Annotated in this window: 21 protein-coding genes; 9 read left to right on the top strand and 12 right to left on the bottom strand. The window is 70.1% G+C overall.

From position 1 onward, the window contains the following. Positions 1 to 144: 144 nt before the first annotated feature. A complete protein-coding gene (gene lgt, locus SOM08_RS12820; protein ID WP_116957040.1) occupies positions 145 to 957 on the bottom strand; it encodes a prolipoprotein diacylglyceryl transferase in 813 nt (270 codons plus the stop codon). Positions 958 to 961: 4 nt separating this feature from the next. Beyond that, positions 962 to 1,882, bottom strand: coding sequence for a LysR family transcriptional regulator (locus SOM08_RS12815; protein ID WP_116957039.1), 921 nt, complete (start codon positions 1,880 to 1,882; stop codon positions 962 to 964). 107 nt (positions 1,883 to 1,989) lie between these two features. On the opposite strand from SOM08_RS12815, the gene ilvD reads away from it, so the two are divergent. After that, positions 1,990 to 3,684, top strand: a complete 1,695-nt coding sequence (gene ilvD / locus SOM08_RS12810) for a dihydroxy-acid dehydratase (RefSeq protein ID WP_116957038.1) — start codon at positions 1,990 to 1,992, stop codon at positions 3,682 to 3,684. Between the two features lie 25 nt (positions 3,685 to 3,709). On the opposite strand, the gene SOM08_RS12805 is transcribed toward ilvD, so the two are convergent. Beyond that, complete coding sequence (locus tag SOM08_RS12805) at positions 3,710 to 3,952, bottom strand: TIGR04438 family Trp-rich protein (protein WP_204742668.1); 243 nt, start codon at positions 3,950 to 3,952, stop codon at positions 3,710 to 3,712. A gap of 117 nt (positions 3,953 to 4,069) precedes the next feature. Between SOM08_RS12805 and SOM08_RS12800 the strand changes: the two genes are divergently transcribed. After that, positions 4,070 to 4,375: a c-type cytochrome gene (locus SOM08_RS12800; RefSeq protein ID WP_116957036.1), complete on the top strand. Its 306-nt coding sequence runs from the start codon at positions 4,070 to 4,072 to the stop codon at positions 4,373 to 4,375. 61 nt (positions 4,376 to 4,436) lie between these two features. Here the strand turns inward: SOM08_RS12800 and SOM08_RS12795 are convergent, their stop codons facing one another. Next, complete coding sequence (locus SOM08_RS12795; protein WP_116957035.1) at positions 4,437 to 4,814, bottom strand: cupin domain-containing protein; 378 nt, start codon at positions 4,812 to 4,814, stop codon at positions 4,437 to 4,439. A gap of 129 nt (positions 4,815 to 4,943) precedes the next feature. Between SOM08_RS12795 and SOM08_RS12790 the strand changes: the two genes are divergently transcribed. Beyond that, a complete protein-coding gene (locus tag SOM08_RS12790; RefSeq protein ID WP_220377544.1) occupies positions 4,944 to 5,849 on the top strand; it encodes a LysR family transcriptional regulator in 906 nt (301 codons plus the stop codon). 1 nt (position 5,850) lies between these two features. On the opposite strand, the gene SOM08_RS12785 is transcribed toward SOM08_RS12790, so the two are convergent. Next, entirely contained in the window at positions 5,851 to 6,729 is an 879-nt protein-coding gene (locus tag SOM08_RS12785) for an MBL fold metallo-hydrolase (protein WP_322469060.1), read from the bottom strand. Positions 6,730 to 6,836: 107 nt separating this feature from the next. Between SOM08_RS12785 and SOM08_RS12780 the strand changes: the two genes are divergently transcribed. Genes SOM08_RS12780 through SOM08_RS12760 form a run of 5 tightly spaced genes read left to right on the top strand, consistent with a single transcriptional unit; the run spans position 6,837 to position 10,215 of the window. Continuing rightward, positions 6,837 to 7,148: an ArsR/SmtB family transcription factor gene (locus SOM08_RS12780; RefSeq protein ID WP_116957033.1), complete on the top strand. Its 312-nt coding sequence runs from the start codon at positions 6,837 to 6,839 to the stop codon at positions 7,146 to 7,148. A 14-nt stretch (positions 7,149 to 7,162) separates the two neighbouring features. Continuing rightward, complete coding sequence (locus tag SOM08_RS12775; RefSeq protein ID WP_070399939.1) at positions 7,163 to 7,600, top strand: YeeE/YedE family protein; 438 nt, start codon at positions 7,163 to 7,165, stop codon at positions 7,598 to 7,600. Positions 7,601 to 7,610: 10 nt separating this feature from the next. Further along, positions 7,611 to 8,042 carry a YeeE/YedE family protein gene (locus SOM08_RS12770; protein WP_116957032.1) on the top strand — a complete coding sequence of 144 codons (432 nt, stop codon included), beginning with the start codon at positions 7,611 to 7,613 and terminating at the stop codon, positions 8,040 to 8,042. Between the two features lie 9 nt (positions 8,043 to 8,051). Beyond that, positions 8,052 to 8,468 (top strand): TIGR01244 family sulfur transferase, encoded by a 417-nt coding sequence (locus SOM08_RS12765; protein ID WP_116957519.1) that lies wholly within the window; start codon positions 8,052 to 8,054, stop codon positions 8,466 to 8,468. Positions 8,469 to 8,484: 16 nt separating this feature from the next. Next, positions 8,485 to 10,215, top strand: coding sequence for a SulP family inorganic anion transporter (locus tag SOM08_RS12760; protein ID WP_116957031.1), 1,731 nt, complete (start codon positions 8,485 to 8,487; stop codon positions 10,213 to 10,215). A gap of 11 nt (positions 10,216 to 10,226) precedes the next feature. On the opposite strand, the gene SOM08_RS12755 is transcribed toward SOM08_RS12760, so the two are convergent. Genes SOM08_RS12755 through SOM08_RS12745 form a run of 3 tightly spaced genes read right to left on the bottom strand, consistent with a single transcriptional unit; the run spans position 10,227 to position 12,501 of the window. Continuing rightward, positions 10,227 to 11,027: an extracellular solute-binding protein gene (locus tag SOM08_RS12755; protein ID WP_116957030.1), complete on the bottom strand. Its 801-nt coding sequence runs from the start codon at positions 11,025 to 11,027 to the stop codon at positions 10,227 to 10,229. Continuing rightward, complete coding sequence (locus SOM08_RS12750) at positions 11,024 to 11,776, bottom strand: phosphate ABC transporter ATP-binding protein (RefSeq protein ID WP_322469059.1); 753 nt, start codon at positions 11,774 to 11,776, stop codon at positions 11,024 to 11,026. Before SOM08_RS12750 ends, SOM08_RS12755 begins: the two co-directional genes overlap by 4 nt. Then, a complete protein-coding gene (locus SOM08_RS12745; RefSeq protein WP_116957028.1) occupies positions 11,773 to 12,501 on the bottom strand; it encodes an ABC transporter permease in 729 nt (242 codons plus the stop codon). Before SOM08_RS12745 ends, SOM08_RS12750 begins: the two co-directional genes overlap by 4 nt. Positions 12,502 to 12,599: 98 nt before the next feature. On the opposite strand from SOM08_RS12745, the gene SOM08_RS12740 reads away from it, so the two are divergent. Next, positions 12,600 to 13,727, top strand: coding sequence for a substrate-binding domain-containing protein (locus SOM08_RS12740; protein WP_116957027.1), 1,128 nt, complete (start codon positions 12,600 to 12,602; stop codon positions 13,725 to 13,727). A gap of 13 nt (positions 13,728 to 13,740) precedes the next feature. On the opposite strand, the gene SOM08_RS12735 is transcribed toward SOM08_RS12740, so the two are convergent. The 4 genes from SOM08_RS12735 to SOM08_RS12720 form a co-directional block, all read right to left on the bottom strand. Continuing rightward, on the bottom strand, positions 13,741 to 14,604 hold the full coding sequence (locus SOM08_RS12735; RefSeq protein WP_181936360.1) for a putative selenate ABC transporter substrate-binding protein: 864 nt from the start codon (positions 14,602 to 14,604) through the stop codon (positions 13,741 to 13,743). A 243-nt stretch (positions 14,605 to 14,847) separates the two neighbouring features. Next, positions 14,848 to 15,438, bottom strand: a complete 591-nt coding sequence (locus SOM08_RS12730) for a nitroreductase family protein (protein ID WP_116957026.1) — start codon at positions 15,436 to 15,438, stop codon at positions 14,848 to 14,850. Positions 15,439 to 15,546: 108 nt separating this feature from the next. Continuing rightward, entirely contained in the window at positions 15,547 to 16,584 is a 1,038-nt protein-coding gene (locus SOM08_RS12725; RefSeq protein ID WP_116957025.1) for an MBL fold metallo-hydrolase, read from the bottom strand. Between the two features lie 85 nt (positions 16,585 to 16,669). Continuing rightward, positions 16,670 to 17,665 (bottom strand): helix-turn-helix transcriptional regulator, encoded by a 996-nt coding sequence (locus SOM08_RS12720; protein ID WP_116957024.1) that lies wholly within the window; start codon positions 17,663 to 17,665, stop codon positions 16,670 to 16,672. Positions 17,666 to 17,682 lie beyond the last annotated feature (17 nt).

Genomic DNA, 17,682 nt, shown 5'->3' with positions numbered 1-17,682 from the left:
CGTCGGCAAGCGCCAGCGCCCACAGGTGCAAGTCGCCCATGACGCCCTCCATCTCCATCGCCGGCGTCGACCGGCCGGTGGCCGCACCGTACCCCTAGGCCTGCCGCAGCAACCGATCGAACGCCACGCCGGCCCCTGCCCCGATCAGGCCGTCGCGCCGCGCCGCCCGCTCCACCACCACAAGCCGATGCCGCCGATGATCATGGGCACGCACAGCCACTGGCCCATGCTCAGGCCCAGGGCCAACAGGCCCAGGTAGGCATCGGGTTCGCGGAAGAACTCGGCAATGAAGCGGAACACGCCGTAGCCCAACAGGAACAGGCCGGAGACCTGGCCCGTCTGGCGCGGCCGGCGCGCATAGAGCCACAGCAGCACGAAGAGCAGCACCCCCTCCAGCAGGAACTGGTAGACCTGCGAGGGGTGGCGCGGCAGGCCGCCCGCGCCGCGGAACACCATGCCCCAGGGCAGCGAGGGATCGGCCACGCGGCCCCACAGCTCACCGTTGATGAAGTTGCCCACGCGACCGGCCGCGAGGCCCGTGGGCACGCAGGGCGCGACGAAGTCCATCACCTGAAAGAAGGGCCGGCCGCGGCTGCGCGCGTACCAGACCATGGCCAGCATCACGCCGATGAGCCCGCCGTGAAAGCTCATGCCGCCCTGCCACACGTAGAACACCTCCAATGGGTGCTGCAGGTAGTAGGCCGGCTGGTAGAACAGGCAGTAGCCAAGGCGCCCCCCCGCCACCACGCCCAGCACGCCAAGAAACAGGATGTCCTCCACGTCGCGCGTTTCCCAGGGGCGCGGCTGGGTGATGCTGGCGTACGGCTCGTGGCGAAGGCGCAGGCGGCCGAGCCAGAAGAACAGCGCGAAGGCCGCGAGGTAGGTCAGGCCGTACCAGTGGATGGCGAGCGGCCCGATCTGCAGGGCCACGGGGTCGATCTGGGGGTGTTGCAGCATGCGGCTATTGTGAACGCCCGGCATCGATGAAGCGCTGCAGCGCCGGGCTGAGCGCGGCGTCGCGCCAGACCAGGCTGGTCTCGCACTGCGGCACGGCCTGGCCGCGCGGCAGGCCCACGGGGCGGTACACCACACCGGGCCGCTGGAATTGCCGCACGCTTTGCGGCACCCAGGCCAGGCCCAGCCCGGCCGACACCAGGTTCACGATGGTCTGCATCTGGATCGCCTCCTGCGCCACGTTCGGCTCGCGCCCGGCGGTGCGGTACAGGCGCATGAGTTCGTCGAACACCTCGGGCAGGATGCGGCGCGGGAACATCACCAGCGGCTCGTCCGCCACCGCCGCGAGCGACAGGCGCGTTCGCGCCGCCAGCGGGTGCGCCTCGGGCAAGGCCAGCACCAGCGGCTCCGTCACCAGGGCCCGGTGCTGCAGGCCCGGCGCGCTGTCGCCCGGCGCATGCAGCACGAAGCCCGCGTCCACGTCGCCGCTGGCGATGAGATCGCGCTGCACGTCGCCCGTGGCCTCGATCAGCTCCAGCGCCACCCCCGGCCAGCGCTCGCGAAACGCCCGCACCCAGGGTGGCAGCAGGCTGAAGCCCACGGTGGAGACAAAGGCAATGCGCAGCCGCCCGCTTTCGCCCTGTGCCGCCGAGCGCGCCAGCGCGGGCAGCGCCTGCGCGCGGCGCAGCAGCTCGCGCACCTCGGGCAGCAGGGCCTCACCCGCCGCGCTCAGGGCCACCTGGCGGCGGCTGCGCTCGAACAGGCGAACCCCCAGCGCCGCCTCCAGCGAGGCGATGGCCTGCGTCAGCGCGGGCTGCGTGAGGTGCAGCCGCGCCGCCGCGCGGCCGAAGTGCAGCTCCTCGGCCAGCACGGCGAACTGGCGCCATTGACGCCATTCGCTGCGCTGTGGATTTTGGCCCTTGTTCATAAGCCCAGCATATCAATGAACCCAGCCGATCCGATTGGATGCCCCTGCGGCGCTGGCGCATACTGCGAAGCTTTCCCCTCCTTCCCACGAGACCCGAGAGAGACGACATGGCCGACAAGACCCCCCGACAGGTTCTGCGCAGCGACAACATCACCCAGGGCAAATCGCGCGCGCCCAACCGCTCCATGTACTACGGCATGGGCTACAAGGAAGGCGACTTCGGCAAGCCCATGGTGGGCGTGGCCAACGGGCACAGCACCATCACCCCCTGCAACAGCGGCCTGCAAAAGCTCGCCGACGCGGCCGTGCAGGGCATCGTGGAAGCCGGAGGCAATCCGCAGATCTTCGGCACGCCCACCATCTCGGACGGCATGGCCATGGGCACCGAAGGCATGAAGTACTCGCTGGTCAGCCGCGAGGTCATCGCCGACTGCATCGAGACCTGCGTGCAGGGCCAGTGGATGGACGGCGTGGTCGTCGTCGGCGGCTGCGACAAGAACATGCCCGGCGGCCTCATGGGCATGCTGCGCGCCAACGTGCCGGCCATCTATGTCTACGGCGGCACCATCCTGCCGGGCAAGTGGAAGGGCCAGGACCTCAACATCGTCAGCGTGTTCGAGGCCGTGGGCCAGAACGCGGCCGGCAAGATCAGCGACCAGGAACTCAAGGACATCGAGCAGCACGCCATCCCCGGCACCGGCTCCTGCGGCGGCATGTACACCGCCAACACCATGAGCTCGGCCTTCGAGGCCCTGGGCATTTCCCTGCCCTATTCGTCCACCATGGCCAACCCCCACGACGAGAAGCAGAACTCGGCCAAGGAATCGGCCAAGGTGCTCATCGAAGCCATCAAGAAGGACATCAAGCCGCGCGACATCGTCACCAAGAAGGCGATCGAGAACGCCGTGGCCGTGATCATGGCCACCGGCGGTTCCACCAACGCGGTGCTGCACTTCCTGGCCATCGCGCACGCGGCCGGTGTGGAGTGGTCCATCGACGACTTCGAACGCATCCGCCAGCGCACGCCGGTGCTGTGCGACCTCAAGCCCAGCGGCAAGTACCTCGCGGTGGACCTGCACAACGCCGGCGGCATCCCGCAGGTGATGAAGGTCCTGCTCAAGGCCGGCCTGCTGCACGGCGACTGCCTGACCATCAGCGGCCAGACCATCGCCGAGGTGCTGAAGGACGTGCCCGACGAGCCGCGCAAGGACCAGGACGTGATCCGGCCGATCAGCAACCCCATGTACGCCCAGGGCCACCTGGCCATCCTCAAGGGCAACCTCTCGCCCGAGGGCGCGGTGGCCAAGATCACCGGCCTGAAGAACCCCGTGATCACCGGCCCGGCGCGCGTGTTCGACGACGAGCAGTCCGCGCTGCAGGCCATCCTGGACGGCAAGATCAAGGCCGGCGATGTGATGGTGTTGCGCTACCTGGGCCCCAAGGGCGGCCCCGGCATGCCCGAGATGCTGGCGCCCACGGGCGCGCTGATCGGTGCCGGCCTGGGCGAAAGCGTGGGCCTGATCACCGACGGTCGCTTCAGCGGCGGCACCTGGGGCATGGTGGTGGGCCACGTGGCGCCCGAGGCCGCCGCGGGCGGCAACATTGCGCTGGTGCACGAGGGCGACTCCATCACCATCGACGCCCACCAGCTGGTGCTGGAACTCAACGTGGCCGAGGCCGAGCTGGCGAAACGCCGCGCCAACTGGAAAGCGCCGGCCCCGCGCTACACGCGCGGCGTGCAGGCCAAGTTTGCGTTCAACGCGGCCAGCGCCAGCAAGGGCGCGGTGCTCGACAACTTCTGAGCCGGCACGGATGGCAGGCGCTGCTTCAGCGGCGCCTGCCCGTCTTGATGCCCAAGGCCTCGCGCTGCTTGTCGAGGCGGTCGCGTTTCTTCTGGTCCATCTTCTCCACGGCCTTGCGCTTGGTGTAGCCCGAGAAGTCGGCCCAGGCCCACCAGGCCGCCGCCAGCGCGAACGGGGCCAGCACGACCCACCACGACCATTCGGCGACCGGGCCGAATTCCAGGTATTTCATCAGCAAGAGCGCGATGCCCAGACCCAGCAAATACATCTCAGCCTCCGGTAAATGACCGGTAAATTCCGGCAAAGAAAATCCGATAACAGGGGCTCGGCCAACCCAGTCGATAGAATTTGCCCCGTTCGCCCCTGACATTCCAAAGGACACCCCATGAAACGTGCGCTTCTGATTATGGCCGCCATGACCACCCTGGCGGCCCCCGCCATGGCCGACGAGGCCCTGGCCAAGGCCAAGAACTGCATGGCCTGCCACTCGGTGGACAAGAAACTGGTCGGCCCTGCGTACAAAGACGTGGCCAAGAAGTACGGCAGCGACGCCAAGGCCGTCGACATGCTGGCCACCAAGATCATGAAAGGCGGCTCGGGCGTTTGGGGCGCGATTCCCATGCCCGCCAACCCCCAGGTGAGCGAGGCCGAGGCCAAGAAGCTTGCGGCCTGGGTGCTGAGCCAGAAGTAATTTCACGCCCCCCACAAAAATGCCGGCATCGCGCCGGCATTTTTTTTGTCCATGGGCCACGTCAGCTCCGCCAGGGCAGCTCCAGCGCCTGACCGTCGGGCAGGCGCACGGGCACCGGCGTCTGCCCGAACACGCCCGTCAGCTCCAGGGGCGTGGCGCCCACGCTGAACAGTTGGTGCAGCTTCTCGCGCGGCAACACCACGCTCTGGCCAGCGCCGAAGCGCTGGACCTCGCCGTCGATGTGCAGTTCGCCCGCGCCCGCGTGACACAGCACCACCTCGTCGCAGGCGTGGCTGTGCGGCGGCGTGGCGGCACCAGGCGCCAGGGTCTGGCGCCACACGGAGAGCTGTGTCAGGCCGTCGCTGGCGCTGGCCCAGGTGGCGTGCGCCACGCCCGCGATGGGGGTGGCTTCGGGGATGGACTGATCGATCACGTACATGCTGGACTCCTTTCGTCCCGGTTTGACGGACCACCACGGCCCGTTCGGCGCGCAGTGTCTGGCGAAGTTATTGACGATGGAATACGCTTCAGAGCCGTTTCATTGCCGAACCAACTTCGTCAATCCACCATGAGCAGCATTGCAGGGGCACAGGCCCTCATCGCGTTCTCCGAGGTGGCGCGCCGCCAGAGCTTCGCCGCCGCCGCGCGCGACATGGGGCAGGCGCCCTCCACGCTGGCCAAGGCCGTGGCGCGGCTGGAAGCCTCGTTGGGGGTGCGCCTGCTCCACCGCACCACGCGCAAGGTGAGCCTCACCGACGACGGAGAACGCCTGTTCGCGCGCTGTCAGCGCGTGCTGAGCGAACTGCAGGAACTGCAGGAGGAAGCCGATGGCCGCCGCGCGCGCCCCAGCGGCACGCTGCGGCTGGACCTGCCCATCGCCTTCGGACGGCGCAAGCTGCTGCCAGTGCTGGCGCAACTCGCCGAACGCCACCCGGGCCTGGTGCTCGACATCCAGCTCTCCGACGCCTACGCGGACCTGGTGCAAGGCGGCCTGGACGCCAGCGTGCGCGTGGGCGAGCTTGATGACTCGAGCCTGGTGGCGCGGCGCTTCGCCAAGCAATCGATGATCCTGTGCGCCGCGCCGTCCTACCTGGACCGCGCGGGCCGCCCGCGCCGCTATGAGGACCTCGCCCGTCACCGCTTCATCGTCTACCGCCAGCACTCCAGCGGACGCAACCGGCCCTTGCAGTTCCGGGTGAACGGCGAGACGCGCACGCTGCACCCCGAGCACGCGCTGCGCATCAACGACGGCGAGGCCATGGCCCGCGCGGCCTCGCTGGGCCTGGGCCTCACGCAATTGCCCGACTACATGGTGGAGGACGAGCTGGCCAGCGGCGCGCTGGTGGAATTGCTGCCGCGGCTGCGCCCGCCCGACATGCCCATCCACCTGCTGATGCCCACGCAGCGGCTCATGCCGGCGCGCGTGCGGGTGCTGGCCGATGCGCTGACCGAGGCCTTCGCCGCCGCGCGCTGACTCACAGCGCGTTCACCGGAATCTTCAGGTACGACACCCCGTTGGCCTCGGGCGGCGGCAACTCGCCCGCGCGGATGTTGACCTGCACCGACGGCAGGATCAGTGTCGGCATGTCCAGCGTGGCATCGCGCTTCGTGCGCATCTCGACGAACTGGGCCTCGCTCACGCCGTCGTGCACGTGAATGTTCTTCGCGCGCTGTTCGGCCACCGTGGTTTCGAAGCGCACGTCGCGGCCGTTGGGCGGGTAGTCGTGGCACATGAACAGGCGCGTGTCGCCCGGCAGCGAGAGCAGGCGCCGCACCGAGGCGTACAGCGTTTTGGCGTCGCCACCGGGAAAGTCGCAGCGCGCGGTACCCACGTCGGGCATGAACATCGTGTCGCCCACGAACACCGCGTCGCCCACGTGGTAGGCCGCGCAGGCAGGCGTGTGGCCGGGCACGTAGAGCACCTCGGCCTCCAGTTCACAGATGCGGAAGCGCTCTCCCTCCTGGAAGAGGTGGTCGAACTGCGAGCCGTCGAGGCGGAACTCGGGCTCCAGATGGAACACGGCCTTGAACACTTTCTGCACCTGCGTGATGCGCCCACCGATGCCGATGCGCCCACCCAGGTGCTTCTTCAGGTAGGGCGCGGCCGACAGGTGATCGGCGTGCGCGTGTGTTTCCAGGATCCATTCGACCGTGAGGCGGTTGGCGCGCACATAGTCGATCACCTGGTCGGCCGAGGCCGTGCGCGTTCGGCCTGACTTGGGGTCGTAGTCCAGCACAGAGTCGATGATGGCCGCGGGTGTGCCCGGGCCGTTGTGCACGACGTAGGTGACGGTCCAGGTGGCGGGGTCGAACAGTCCCTGGACCTGGGGCCGGACGGCGGTGGCGACGGACATGGCAGGCTCCTTTCAATAAGTGAACAACAATATATTGACAAACAATCTATCAGTCAATATAGTGTCGACCGTGCCGCCGATGAACGGCACATTGAATGGAGTGTCCCATGCCCGCCACCAAGCTCGACATCGACGACATGCAATCGGCCGCCGCCGAGGCCTGCCGCCTCATGAAAGTGCTGTCCAACCCCGACCGCCTGATGCTCCTGTGCCAGCTGTCCCAGGGCGAACACAACGTGGGCGAACTCGAGGCCGCGCTGGGCATCACGCAGCCCACGCTGTCCCAGCAGCTCACGGTGCTGCGCGACGAGGGGCTGGTGCTCACGCGCCGCGAGGGCAAGCACGTTTTCTACAGCCTCGACAGCCCGCCCGCGCAGGCCGTCATCCGCACCGTGTACCAACAGTTCTGTTCCCGCTGAAGGAGTTTTCCACCATGACGATCGATTGGGTCAATTTCACGCCCTGGGCCTCGCTGGCCGGCGGGCTGCTGCTGGGCCTGGCCTCGGCGCTCTTCATCCTGCTCAATGGCCGCGTGCTGGGCATCAGCGGCATCGTGGGCGGCTTGCTGAACCCCAAGGCCGGGGACATCGGCTGGCGCCTGGCCCTGGTCGCGGGCCTGCTGGTATCGCCGCTGGTGTTCGTCTGGCTGGCGCCCGCGGGCTGGCTGAGCGCGCCGCGCATCGACGCCAGCACCGGCCTGGTGGTGCTGGCCGGCCTGCTGGTGGGCATCGGCACCCGCTACGGCTCGGGCTGCACCAGCGGCCACGGCGTGTGTGGGCTGTCGCGCCTGTCGCCGCGTTCGCTGGTCGCCACGCTGGCCTTCATGGCCACCGGCTTCGCCACCGTGTTCGTCATCCGCCACCTGATCTGAGGACGCCACCATGCAAAAACTCTCCGCTTTTTTCATCGGCCTGTTGTTCGGCCTGGGCCTGATGCTCTCGGGTATGACGGACCCCGGCAAGGTGCAGGGCTTCCTGGACTTGGCCGGTGCCTGGGACCCCTCCCTGGCCTTCGTCATGGGGGGTGCGATCGCCGTGGGGCTGCTGGCCTTCGCGGTGGCCAAGCGGCGCACGCGCAGCTTCCTGGGCTCGGGCATGTACCTGCCCAAGGCCACGGAAATCGACCGCCGGCTGGTGCTGGGCAGCCTCCTCTTCGGCGTGGGCTGGGGCCTGGCGGGCTTTTGCCCCGGACCGGGGCTGGTGTCCATGGCCGCGGGCGAGGTCAAGGGTCTTGTCTTCGTGCTGGCCATGCTCATGGGCATGGTCGTGTTCGAATGGCTGGAGCGCATGAGCGCGAAGACCCGAACGACCTGAAGGATGACCATGGACCTCAAACGCCTCACCCCCACCCTGTCCGTCGCCCCCCAAATCGCGCCGGGCGACCTCCCCGCCGCCGCCGCCGCCGGCTTCACCACGCTGATCTGCAACCGGCCCGATGGGGAGCAGCCCGGCCAGCCCGACCACGAGACCATGGCGCGCGCCGCCCAGGCGGCCGGCCTGCGCTTCGTGTTCCTGCCCGTCGTGTCCGGACAACTGGACGAAGCACAGGGCCGCGCCTTCGGCGAAGCGCTCGCGCAGGCCGAGGGCCCCGTGCTCGCGTACTGCCGCAGCGGCACGCGCAGCACCCAACTCTGGGCGCTGTCGCAGGCCGGCCAGCGCCCCTGGGCCGAGGTGCTGCAGACGGCAGCCGCCGCGGGTTACGACTTGAGCCGAATGCCCCCGCCGCCGGCGCGGGCCTGAACACCGACGCACGACCATGAACCTGTCCACACGCCATTGGTGGCCCGACCTGCCCATGAGGCATTGGGCCCGCGGGTACGGCCGCGACACCCTGCTGCGCGACGCCGTCGCCGCGGTGATCGTCACGCTCATGCTGATCCCGCAGAGCCTGGCCTACGCCCAGCTGGCGGGCCTGCCGCCCGAGGTCGGCCTGTACGCCAGCGTGGCGCCGCTGCTGGCCTACGCCCTGCTGGGCACCAGCCGCGTACTGGCGGTCGGACCGGTGGCCGTGGTCTCGCTGATGACGGCCGCCGCCGTGGGCGAACACGCCGCCGCCGGTAGCGCCCACTACCTGGCGGTGGCGATCACGCTGGCCTTTCTCTCGGGACTGATCCTGCTGGCCATGGGCCTGCTGCGCCTGGGCTTTCTCGCGCACTTCCTGAGCCATCCGGTCATCGCGGGTTTCATCGCGGCGTCGGGTCTGCTGATCGCGGCGAGCCAGCTCAAAACCTTGCTGGGGGTGTCGGCCGGCGGACACAACCTGGTGGAGATGCTGGCGGCGCTGTGGGCGCAACGGGGCCATGTGCATGGACTCACGCTGGGCATCGGCGCGGCCAGCCTGGCCTTTCTGTTCTGGGTGCGGCGCGGCCTGCAGCCGCTGCTGCGCCGCCTGGGCGTGCCACCGCGCGCGGCCGAGCTGGGGGCCAAGGCCGGACCGGTGGCCGCCATCATGGGCGCCACGCTGTTCACCTGGGCCGTCGATGGCGGCGCGCAGGGCGTCAAGCTCGTGGGCGCGGTACCGCAGGGCCTGCCGCCATTCACCCTGCCCTTGTGGGACCAGGCGCTGTGGCAATCGCTGCTGGTGCCCGCGCTGCTGATCAGCGTGGTGGGCTTCGTGGAGTCGGTCTCGGTGGGCCAGACGCTGGCCGCCAAGCGCCGCCAGCGCATCGAGCCCGATCAGGAGCTGGTCGCCCTGGGGGGCAGCAACCTCTCAGCCGCGTTCACGGGCGGCTTTCCCGTCACTGGCGGCTTCGCGCGTTCGGTGGTGAACTTCGACGCAGGCGCGCAGACGCCCGCCGCCGGCGTGTACACCGCCGTCGGCATTCTGCTGGCCTCGTTGCTGCTGACGCCGGCCCTCTTCCACCTGCCGCAGGCCACGCTGGCCGCCACCATCGTGGTGGCCGTGCTGTCGCTGGTGGACGTCGGCATCCTGCGCCGCACCTGGACCTACTCCAAGGCGGACTTCACCGCCGTGCTCGCCACGCTGGTGGCCACGCTCGCGGTGGGCGTGGAAAGCGGCCTGGTGGCCGGCGTGGGCGTGTCGCTGGCCCTGCACCTGTGGCGCACCAGTCAGCCGCACATCGCCGAGGTGGGCCAGGTGCCCGGCACCGAGCACTACCGCAACGTGCTGCGCCACCAGGTCATCACCCACCCGCAGGTCTTGGCCCTGCGCATGGACGAGAGCCTGTACTTCGCCAACGCGCGCGCCCTGGAGGACCGCATCAACGCCGCGGTGGCGCAGCGCCCGGCCTTGCGCCACGTGGTGCTGCAGTGCTCGGCCATCAACGACATCGACGCCAGCGCGCTCGACAGCCTGGAGGCCATCGACCAGCGCCTGCGCGACGCCGGCCTGCAGCTGCACCTCTCGGAAGTGAAAGGCCCGGTGATGGACAAGCTGCAGCGCAGCGACTTCCTGCAGCGCCTGAGCGGGCGCGTATTCCTCACGCACCACCAGGCTGCCGTCTCACTGGCCTCAGCGGGCGACTGAGCGCCCGAGGCTCACTTCGCGGCGTTCGGGAAAAACAACTGCTCGCCGCCGATCTTGTAGGCGGCGATGGCGGCCTGGCCGGCGGGTCCTGTCACCCAGTCCACGAACTTCTGGCCCTCGGCGGTCTTCACCTGCGGGTGCTTGGCCGCGCTCACCAGCATCACGCCGTACTGGTTGAACAGGCGCTGATCGCCCTCCACCAGCACCGTCAGGTCGCCCCGGTTCTTGAAGTTGAGCCAGGTGCCGCGGTCGGTGAGCACATAGGCGTTGGCGCCCGAACCGATGTTGAGCGCCGGGCCCATGCCGCAGCCGCACTCCTTGTAGCCACTGCCCTTGTCGTCGCCTCCGGTCATCTTCCAGAAGCGCAGCTCGGCCGCGTGCGTGCCGCTCTTGTCGCCGCGTGAAATGAAGGGCGCGTTGGCCGCCGCCACTTTTTTGAGCGCGGCCACGATGTCCTTGCCCGCCGTTTTGGCCGGGTCGGCCTTGGGGCCCACGAGAACGAAGTCGTTGTACATGACCTCCTGGCGCTTGGCGGCGAAGCCCTCGGCCACGAACTTCTCCTCGGCCACCTTGTCGTGCACGAAGAGCACGTCGGCGTCACCGCGGCGCGCCATATCGATCGCCTGGCCGGTGCCCAGGGCCACCACCTTCACGTCGATGCCCGTGGCCTGCTTGAACTGCGGCAGGAGGTGACCGAACAGCCCGGACTGCTCGGTGGACGTGGTGGACGCCACGACGATGCTCTGCGCGAGCGCGGCGCCGCCGATCAGCAGGCCGGCGGCCAGGGTGAGGATGGAACGGATAGGTTTCACCAGCTTTCTCCTTGAACGAACAAATGGGCGTGCGGGCACACGGCGCGCAGCAGGTCGGCGTTGAAAAAATCGTGCACGGGCAGGTCGGCGAGCACTCGGCCCTGCTCCAGGTAGACGACGCGGCTGGCCAGGCGCTTGACCTGGCCGAGGTTGTGGCTCGCGAACACCAGCGTGGTGGGCTGGCCCTGCGCGGGCGTGGCGGTGAACTCGGCGATGAGCTGCTCGACCTCGCGCTTGGCGTGCGGGTCCAGGCTGGCGGTGGGCTCGTCGAGCAGCCAGATGTCGGGTTGCAGGGCCCAGGCGCGCGCCAGCGCCAAGCGCTGCTGCTGCCCGCCCGAGAGCGCACGGCCGTTGCGCTGCGCGAGCTCGACCAGGCCCACGCGCCGCAGGGCGGTGAGCGCCAGTGCGCGCGCCTCGCCCCAGCGCCGCCCCTGCAACCACAGGCCCAGGGCCACGTTGTGCAGCGCGCGGATGCGCAGCATGTGCGGGCGCTGGAACAGCATGGCCACGCGCTGGCCGCCCGGCGCCCGCAGGGTGCCCGCCGTGAGCGGCAACAGCCCGTGCAGGGTGCGCAGCAGCGTGCTCTTGCCGCTGCCATTGGCGCCGATGAAGGCCACGCGCTCACCGGGCAAGATGCGCAGGTTCACGTCGTCCAGCGCGGGCGGGCGCGGCGCCGGCCCCAGGCGCACCTGGGCGCCGCGCAACTCGAAACACGGCTCGGCGATGGCGGGGGGCGGCACCCCGCTCATGCGGCCGCTCCGACGGGCAGCAGCCCATCCTGCCGCTCGCGCCAGCGCCGCACCAGCGACACCAGCGCATTGAGCACCAGCACCACGGCCAGCAGCACCAGGCCCAGGCCCAGCGCCAGCGGCAGGTCACCCTTGCTCGTTTCCAGGGCGATGGCGGTGGTCATGACGCGCGTGAAGCCGTCGATGTTGCCGCCCACGATCATCACGGTGCCGACCTCGGCGATGGCCCGGCCGAACGCCGTGATGAAGACCGTGAGCAGCGCGTAGCGCTCGTCCCAGGCCAGCAGCAGGCTGCGCATCAGCGTGCCCGCGCCCATGGACCGCAGCTGCTCGCCGTGGCTGCGGTCGGCGTCCTCCACGGCCTGGCGCACCAGGGCGGTCACCAGCGGCAGCACCAGCACGGCCTGCGCCACCACCATGGCCTCGAAGTTGAACAGCCAGCCCAGGAAGCCCAGCGGCCCCGAGCGCGACAGCAGCAGGTACACCACCAGCCCCACCACCACCGCCGGCACCGCCAGCGCGGTATTGAGCAGCGTGAGCACCGCGCCGCGCCCGGCGAAGCGCGCGGCCGCCAGCCAGGCGCCCAGCCACAGGCCCAGGGCGTAGGCAATGCCAGTGGCGGTGACGCTGACCGCCAGCGACCGCCACACGATGGCCCACAGGCCCGCATCGCCGGAAAGGATCAGCCCGATCGCGGTCGCCACGCTATCGGCAAAGGTGTTCATATGTGGGTGAGCTTAGCGAGCCAGAGACCTGCCCGCGCTACGTACTGACGCGGTATGAACGTTGGTGCATAAGACACCTTGATGCACACTTGACGACCATGCGACGAATCGAGCTGGCGTACCAACTGAGCACGCGCGAGCGGCCCGCCGGCAATGGATCGGCCCTGCTGCGCAACCCCATGATGGACGTGCTGCACGCCGTGAAGGCCTCAGGCTCCATCTCCGGCGCGGCGCGCGAGCTGGGCCTGTCCTACCGCCACGTGTGGGGGCAGCTCAAGGAATGGGAGGCCGATCTCGGCCAGGGCCTGATCTTCTGGGAGCGCGGCCAGGCCGCGCGCCTCACGCCCTTCGGCGAGAAGCTGCTGGCGGCCGAGCGCCTGGCCCAGGCCCGGCTGGGCCCGCAGATGGAGAACCTGCGCGCCGAACTCGAACGCGCCTTCGCGCTCATGCTCGACGGTGAGGCCACCGAGCACCCCCAGCTCACGCTCTATGCCAGCCACGACCACGCCCTTGCCGAGCTGGTGGACTTCGCGGCGCGCGACGCTGGCGGCAGCGGCCAGGGGGAAGCCCAGCGCCTGCACCTGGACGTGCAGTTCTGCGGCAGCGTGGACGCCATCCGCGCGCTCAACGAGGGGCGCTGCAAGATCGCCGGCTTTCACACCCAGCCCTTCGCCGACGCGCACACGCTCACCGCGCGCACCTACCGCCCGCTGCTCAAACCGGGCCTGCACAAGATCATCGGCTTCGCGCGGCGCACGCAGGGCCTGGTGGTGGCGCCCGGCAACCCGCTGCGCCTGCGCGACGTCGCCGACGTGGCGCGGCTGCAGGCGCGCTTCGTGAACCGCGCCAAGGGGACGGGCACACGCCTGCTGCTGGACGAGCTGCTGGCCCAGGCCGGCCTGCCGTCGGGCGACGTGGACGGCTACGAGCGCGTGGAGCGTTCGCACGCGGCGGTGGCGCACGCCGTGGCCAGCGGCAGCGCCGACGTGGGCCTGGGCACCGAGTACGCCGCGCGCAGCGCCGGCCTGGGCTTCGTGCCCGTCACCGACGAGCGCTACCTGCTGGTCTGCCTGAAGAACACCCTGGACGAGCCGCCCCTGCAGCGCCTGCTGGAGCGGCTGCGCAGCCGCCCCTGGCAGGAACGCCTGGCCGCCCTGCCCGGCTACCGGCCGGACCACTGCGGCGAGGTGGCGGCGATGAAGCGGCTGCTGCCCTGGTGGGGCTGAGCCGCTCGCGCCCTCACAACAGGTTCGCGCTGCGCGCGGCCGCCTCGATGCCCTTGTAGTTGTCGGCCTTGGTGGGCACGAAACGGGTGGCGCGCTGCAGGTCCAGCACCTCTTTGCCTTGCGGCGTGGCGCGGTCCAGCTTGAGCAGCGCGGCGGCGAGCTTCTCGCGCTGCGCGGCGGGCATGTCGGCGTGCACCGACCAGTTGTAGTCGTAGTACGGCGGGGTGGTGAAGATCACGCGCACCTTGGCCGTGTCGACCTTCTTGTCGGCCACGAATTTCTCCCACACCGAGATGTTCAGCGCCCCGCCCTGCACCTTGCCCGAGGCCACGGCGGCGATGGTGGCGTCGTGCGCGCCGCTGTAGGCCACGCGGCCGAAGTCCTTCTCGGGGTTGATGTTGGCCTGCAGCAGGAAGCTGCGCGGCATGAGGTGGCCCGAGGTGCTGCTCTGCGAACCGAAGCTCACGTCCTTGCCCTTGAGGTCGGCCAGCGACTTCACGGCCGGGTCGCTGGAGATGAAGACCGAGCGGAACTTCTCGTCTTCCTCGCGCTGCACCAGCGGGATGATCTTGCCGCCCGAACGCACATTGGCCTGCACGAAAGTGAAGCCGCCGAACCAGGCCATGTCCACCTTCCTGTTCACCAGCGCCTCGACGGCGGCGGCGTAGTCGGTCACCGGCGTGTATTCCACCTTCATGCCCAGGGCGCCCTCCAGGTACTTCACCAGCGGCGCGGCCTTGCGCGCCAGCTCGGTGGGCGATTCGTCGGGGATGGCGGTGACGCGGAACACCTGCTGAGCGTGCGCGGCGGCGGCCACCAGGCCCAGGCCCAGCACAAGGGCGTGGCGACAGCGGTGAAACAGGGAATGGCGGGTCATGGTGGTTTCCTGATGAAGGGAGGAAGCGGCTCAAGAACAAAGGGCGCGGCCTTGCGAGAAAGGAAGGCGGCATGCCCTGGCGGGCGCCGGCGCGCGAGCGCGGACCGCGAATCCTAGTCCACGCGGCCACGGGCCGGTCTGCGTCAAGGACGCGGCTCCTTTCAAGCCATTGAGCGCATGCCCGAAGGCGCCCCGGAAGGAGCGCCGGGAATGGCGCGAGACATTGCGAGCCGCCCTCCGCCCTCACCCCGGCCAGTCGCCCAGCAGCTCGTCCGGCGAAGGCTTGTGAAACTTCGGCCGGCCCACGCCCAAGGGCGTGCCCAGCACCATCCAGCCGACCAGGGTTTCGCCGGGCCGGCAGAAGGCCGACATGACGGCCTGGTCGCGCACCTTGCTGCCCGAGAGCATCTTGCCGCCGTAACCCAGGGCGTGAGCGGCCGTCAGGAAGTTGGCGAGCGCGCCGCCCAGGGCGATCCACTGTTCGTGCACTGTGGCCACCGGGTGGCCGGCGTCGATGCGCGCGATCACGGCCACCAGCAGCGGCGGTTCGGTGGCGCGCCCACGGTCGCGCCGCGCCTGTTCGGCCGGTTTCCCCTGCGCCAGGGCCACGGTCTCGAACAGGTCGGCCAGGCGCTGCCGGGCCTCCCCGCGCACGACGGCAAACCGGTAAGGCACCAGGCCCGCGTGGTCGGGCGCGCGCAGCGCGGCGGCGGCCATGCGCCGCAGCTCGTCGGGCGAAGGCGCGGGCTCGCGCAGGTACTTGGTGCCGACCGACAGGCGCGACAGCAGGGACTCGAGCGGGTCGGCGGGCGCGGGGTCGCGGGGGGTGTTCATGGCGGCGGGCGGTGCGGTGGGGGTATTGAGGCACCAGTGTGCGCCACCGCAGGCCGCTGGCGCGGGCCATGACCCTGGGGCCCGGCCCCTCGGGGCCGGCCAGCGCGTTCAGAACGCCTCTTTCTCCGCTTCCAGGTACGCCAGGCTGGTGTACTTGCCGATGTTGCTGTCGAAGCCCTGCATGCTGGCCGCGCGCGCGGCCACGCGCGGATCGGCCAGCACCAGGCCCTTGGCCTTGTCCAGCGGCAGGCCGTCTTTCACCGCCTTCAGGCAGGGCTCGTAAATGCCGCGCAGGAAATCACCGTAGGTCTGGAGCAGGTCGCGGCTCGCGTGGCCGTGGCCCGGCACCCAGAGCTGCTCGCCCAGGTCCTTCATGAGCGTGTCGTAGGTCTTGAAGGTGCCCACGTAGGAGCCGTCGTCGATGTTGGCGATGCGGTTGCCCATGGCGATGTCGCCGACGTAGGTGAGACGGTCCTGCACCACCTCCATGCACAGGTCGGACGGCGTGTGCGCCACGCCGTGGTGGTGCAGGCGCAGCTGCACGTCTCCGTAGTCGAACACCTGGCCGGGCCGCACGTCGGTGTTGGGTGCGACGATCTTCGTGCCCAGCGTGGCCTGGTTGGTCCAGCGCTCCATCATGCCGCGCCAGGCATTGCCCTCGGCCCCCAGGATCTGCTCGCGCGTGTGCGCCAGCGCGTGGATGGGCACGCCCGGGAAGGCCTCGACGAAGGCGTGGTTGCCCAGCCAATGGTCGCCGTGGTAGTGGCTGTTGAACACAGCCACCACAGGCCGGTCGGTCACGCGGCGGATCATGCGGATCGCCATCTGCCCGATCTGCAGCGAGCCGCCCGAATCCAGGACCACCACGCCCTTTTTCGTGACCACGAAAACCACGTTGGCCATCATCCCCTGGTTCTGCGGGGTGGGAAATCCGTCCTCCGCGAACACCATCCACACGTGCGGGGACAGCTGTTGCGCGGGGATGTCGGGCATGGGCGGACCGACCACGAAGTCGCGCACCTGCTGCGCGAACAGCCGCGCCTCGGGCACGGCGGCCAGGCCGGCGGCGCCCAGTGCCAGGCCGGCACCGGCGCGCAGCCAGTGGCGGCGGGTGAGGCGGTCGGTGGGGAGGTGGCGGGTGGGCATCGGCGTCTCCATCAGTTATTGCTTATTTTCAGATCATAGCCAGACCGACGGAGAACGGCACGCCGCCCGGCCCGGGGGCGACCGCTCACCGGGGCGCGGACAGGCCGTCCTGCGGCGTGGCGTGGCGCGCGCGGATGGCTTCGGCCTGCCGCGCGACCTCGGCGCGCAGCGCCGCCGGCTCCACCACCTCGACCTCGGCGCCGTGGCCCAGGATCTGCCGCGCGCCGTGCTCGACCGACTCCAGCGCCCACAGGACGCAGCGCCAGCCGTCGGGCGCCCTGTCCTGCGGCGCCACCGGCACCTCGGCGAAACGGTGGCGCGCGTGCTCCAGCCAGCCCAGCGCCCGGGGCGACACCAGCACCCGGGCCTGCAGCGGCCGCAACCCGGCCTCGAACCGCGCCGACGACTCCTGCCAGTAGCGCGCCAGGTCGAAGCCGCGGGGACGCCGGAAGCCGCTGCCCAGGACCGCCAGGCCCCGCACGCTGGCCAGGCGGTAGGTGCGCACGGCGGTCTGCCGGCTTTCGCGTGCCGCGAGGTACCAGGCGCCGGCCTTGAGCACCAGCCCCAAGGGTTCAAGCTCCCGCCGCGACAGACCGCGCCAGCTCATGTAGTCGACCCGCAGGCGCTTGCCGCTCCAGACGGCCTGCGCCGCGTCCCGCAGGAACGCCGGTGTGTCGGAGGCCCGGTACCAATCCAGGGGGTCGATGTGCAGCCGCTCGGCCACCAAGGCCGCCTGGTCGCGCCAGGGCGCCGGCACGCTGGCCATCAGCTTGAGCCGTGCCGACGCGGCGGCCTCGCCCAGGCCCAGCGCCGTCGCCGGCCCCGGCAGGCCGGCCAGCCACAGGGCGTTCGCCTCGTCGCCCGTCATGCCGGTGAGCTGCGTCGTCCAGCCCGGCTGCAATTGGAAGCCACCCTGGTGGCCCCGTTCGCCCCACAGGGGCACGCCGGCCGCCGAGAGTTGATCGATGTCGCGCAGGACGGTGCGCTCGGACACCTCGAGCGAGCGCGCGATGGCGCCGGCCGTCAAACGACCGTGGGCCTGCAGCAGCATGAGGATGGACAACAGGCGGTGGGCTTTCATGGCCGCCCAATCATGAC

The sequence above is a fragment of the Hydrogenophaga sp. SNF1 genome (assembly GCF_034421675.1).
Classification (GTDB): domain Bacteria; phylum Pseudomonadota; class Gammaproteobacteria; order Burkholderiales; family Burkholderiaceae_C; genus Hydrogenophaga; species Hydrogenophaga borbori.
The sequence above is the reverse complement of the archived record's forward strand: the minus strand, read 5'-3'. Positions and strand labels throughout refer to the sequence as shown.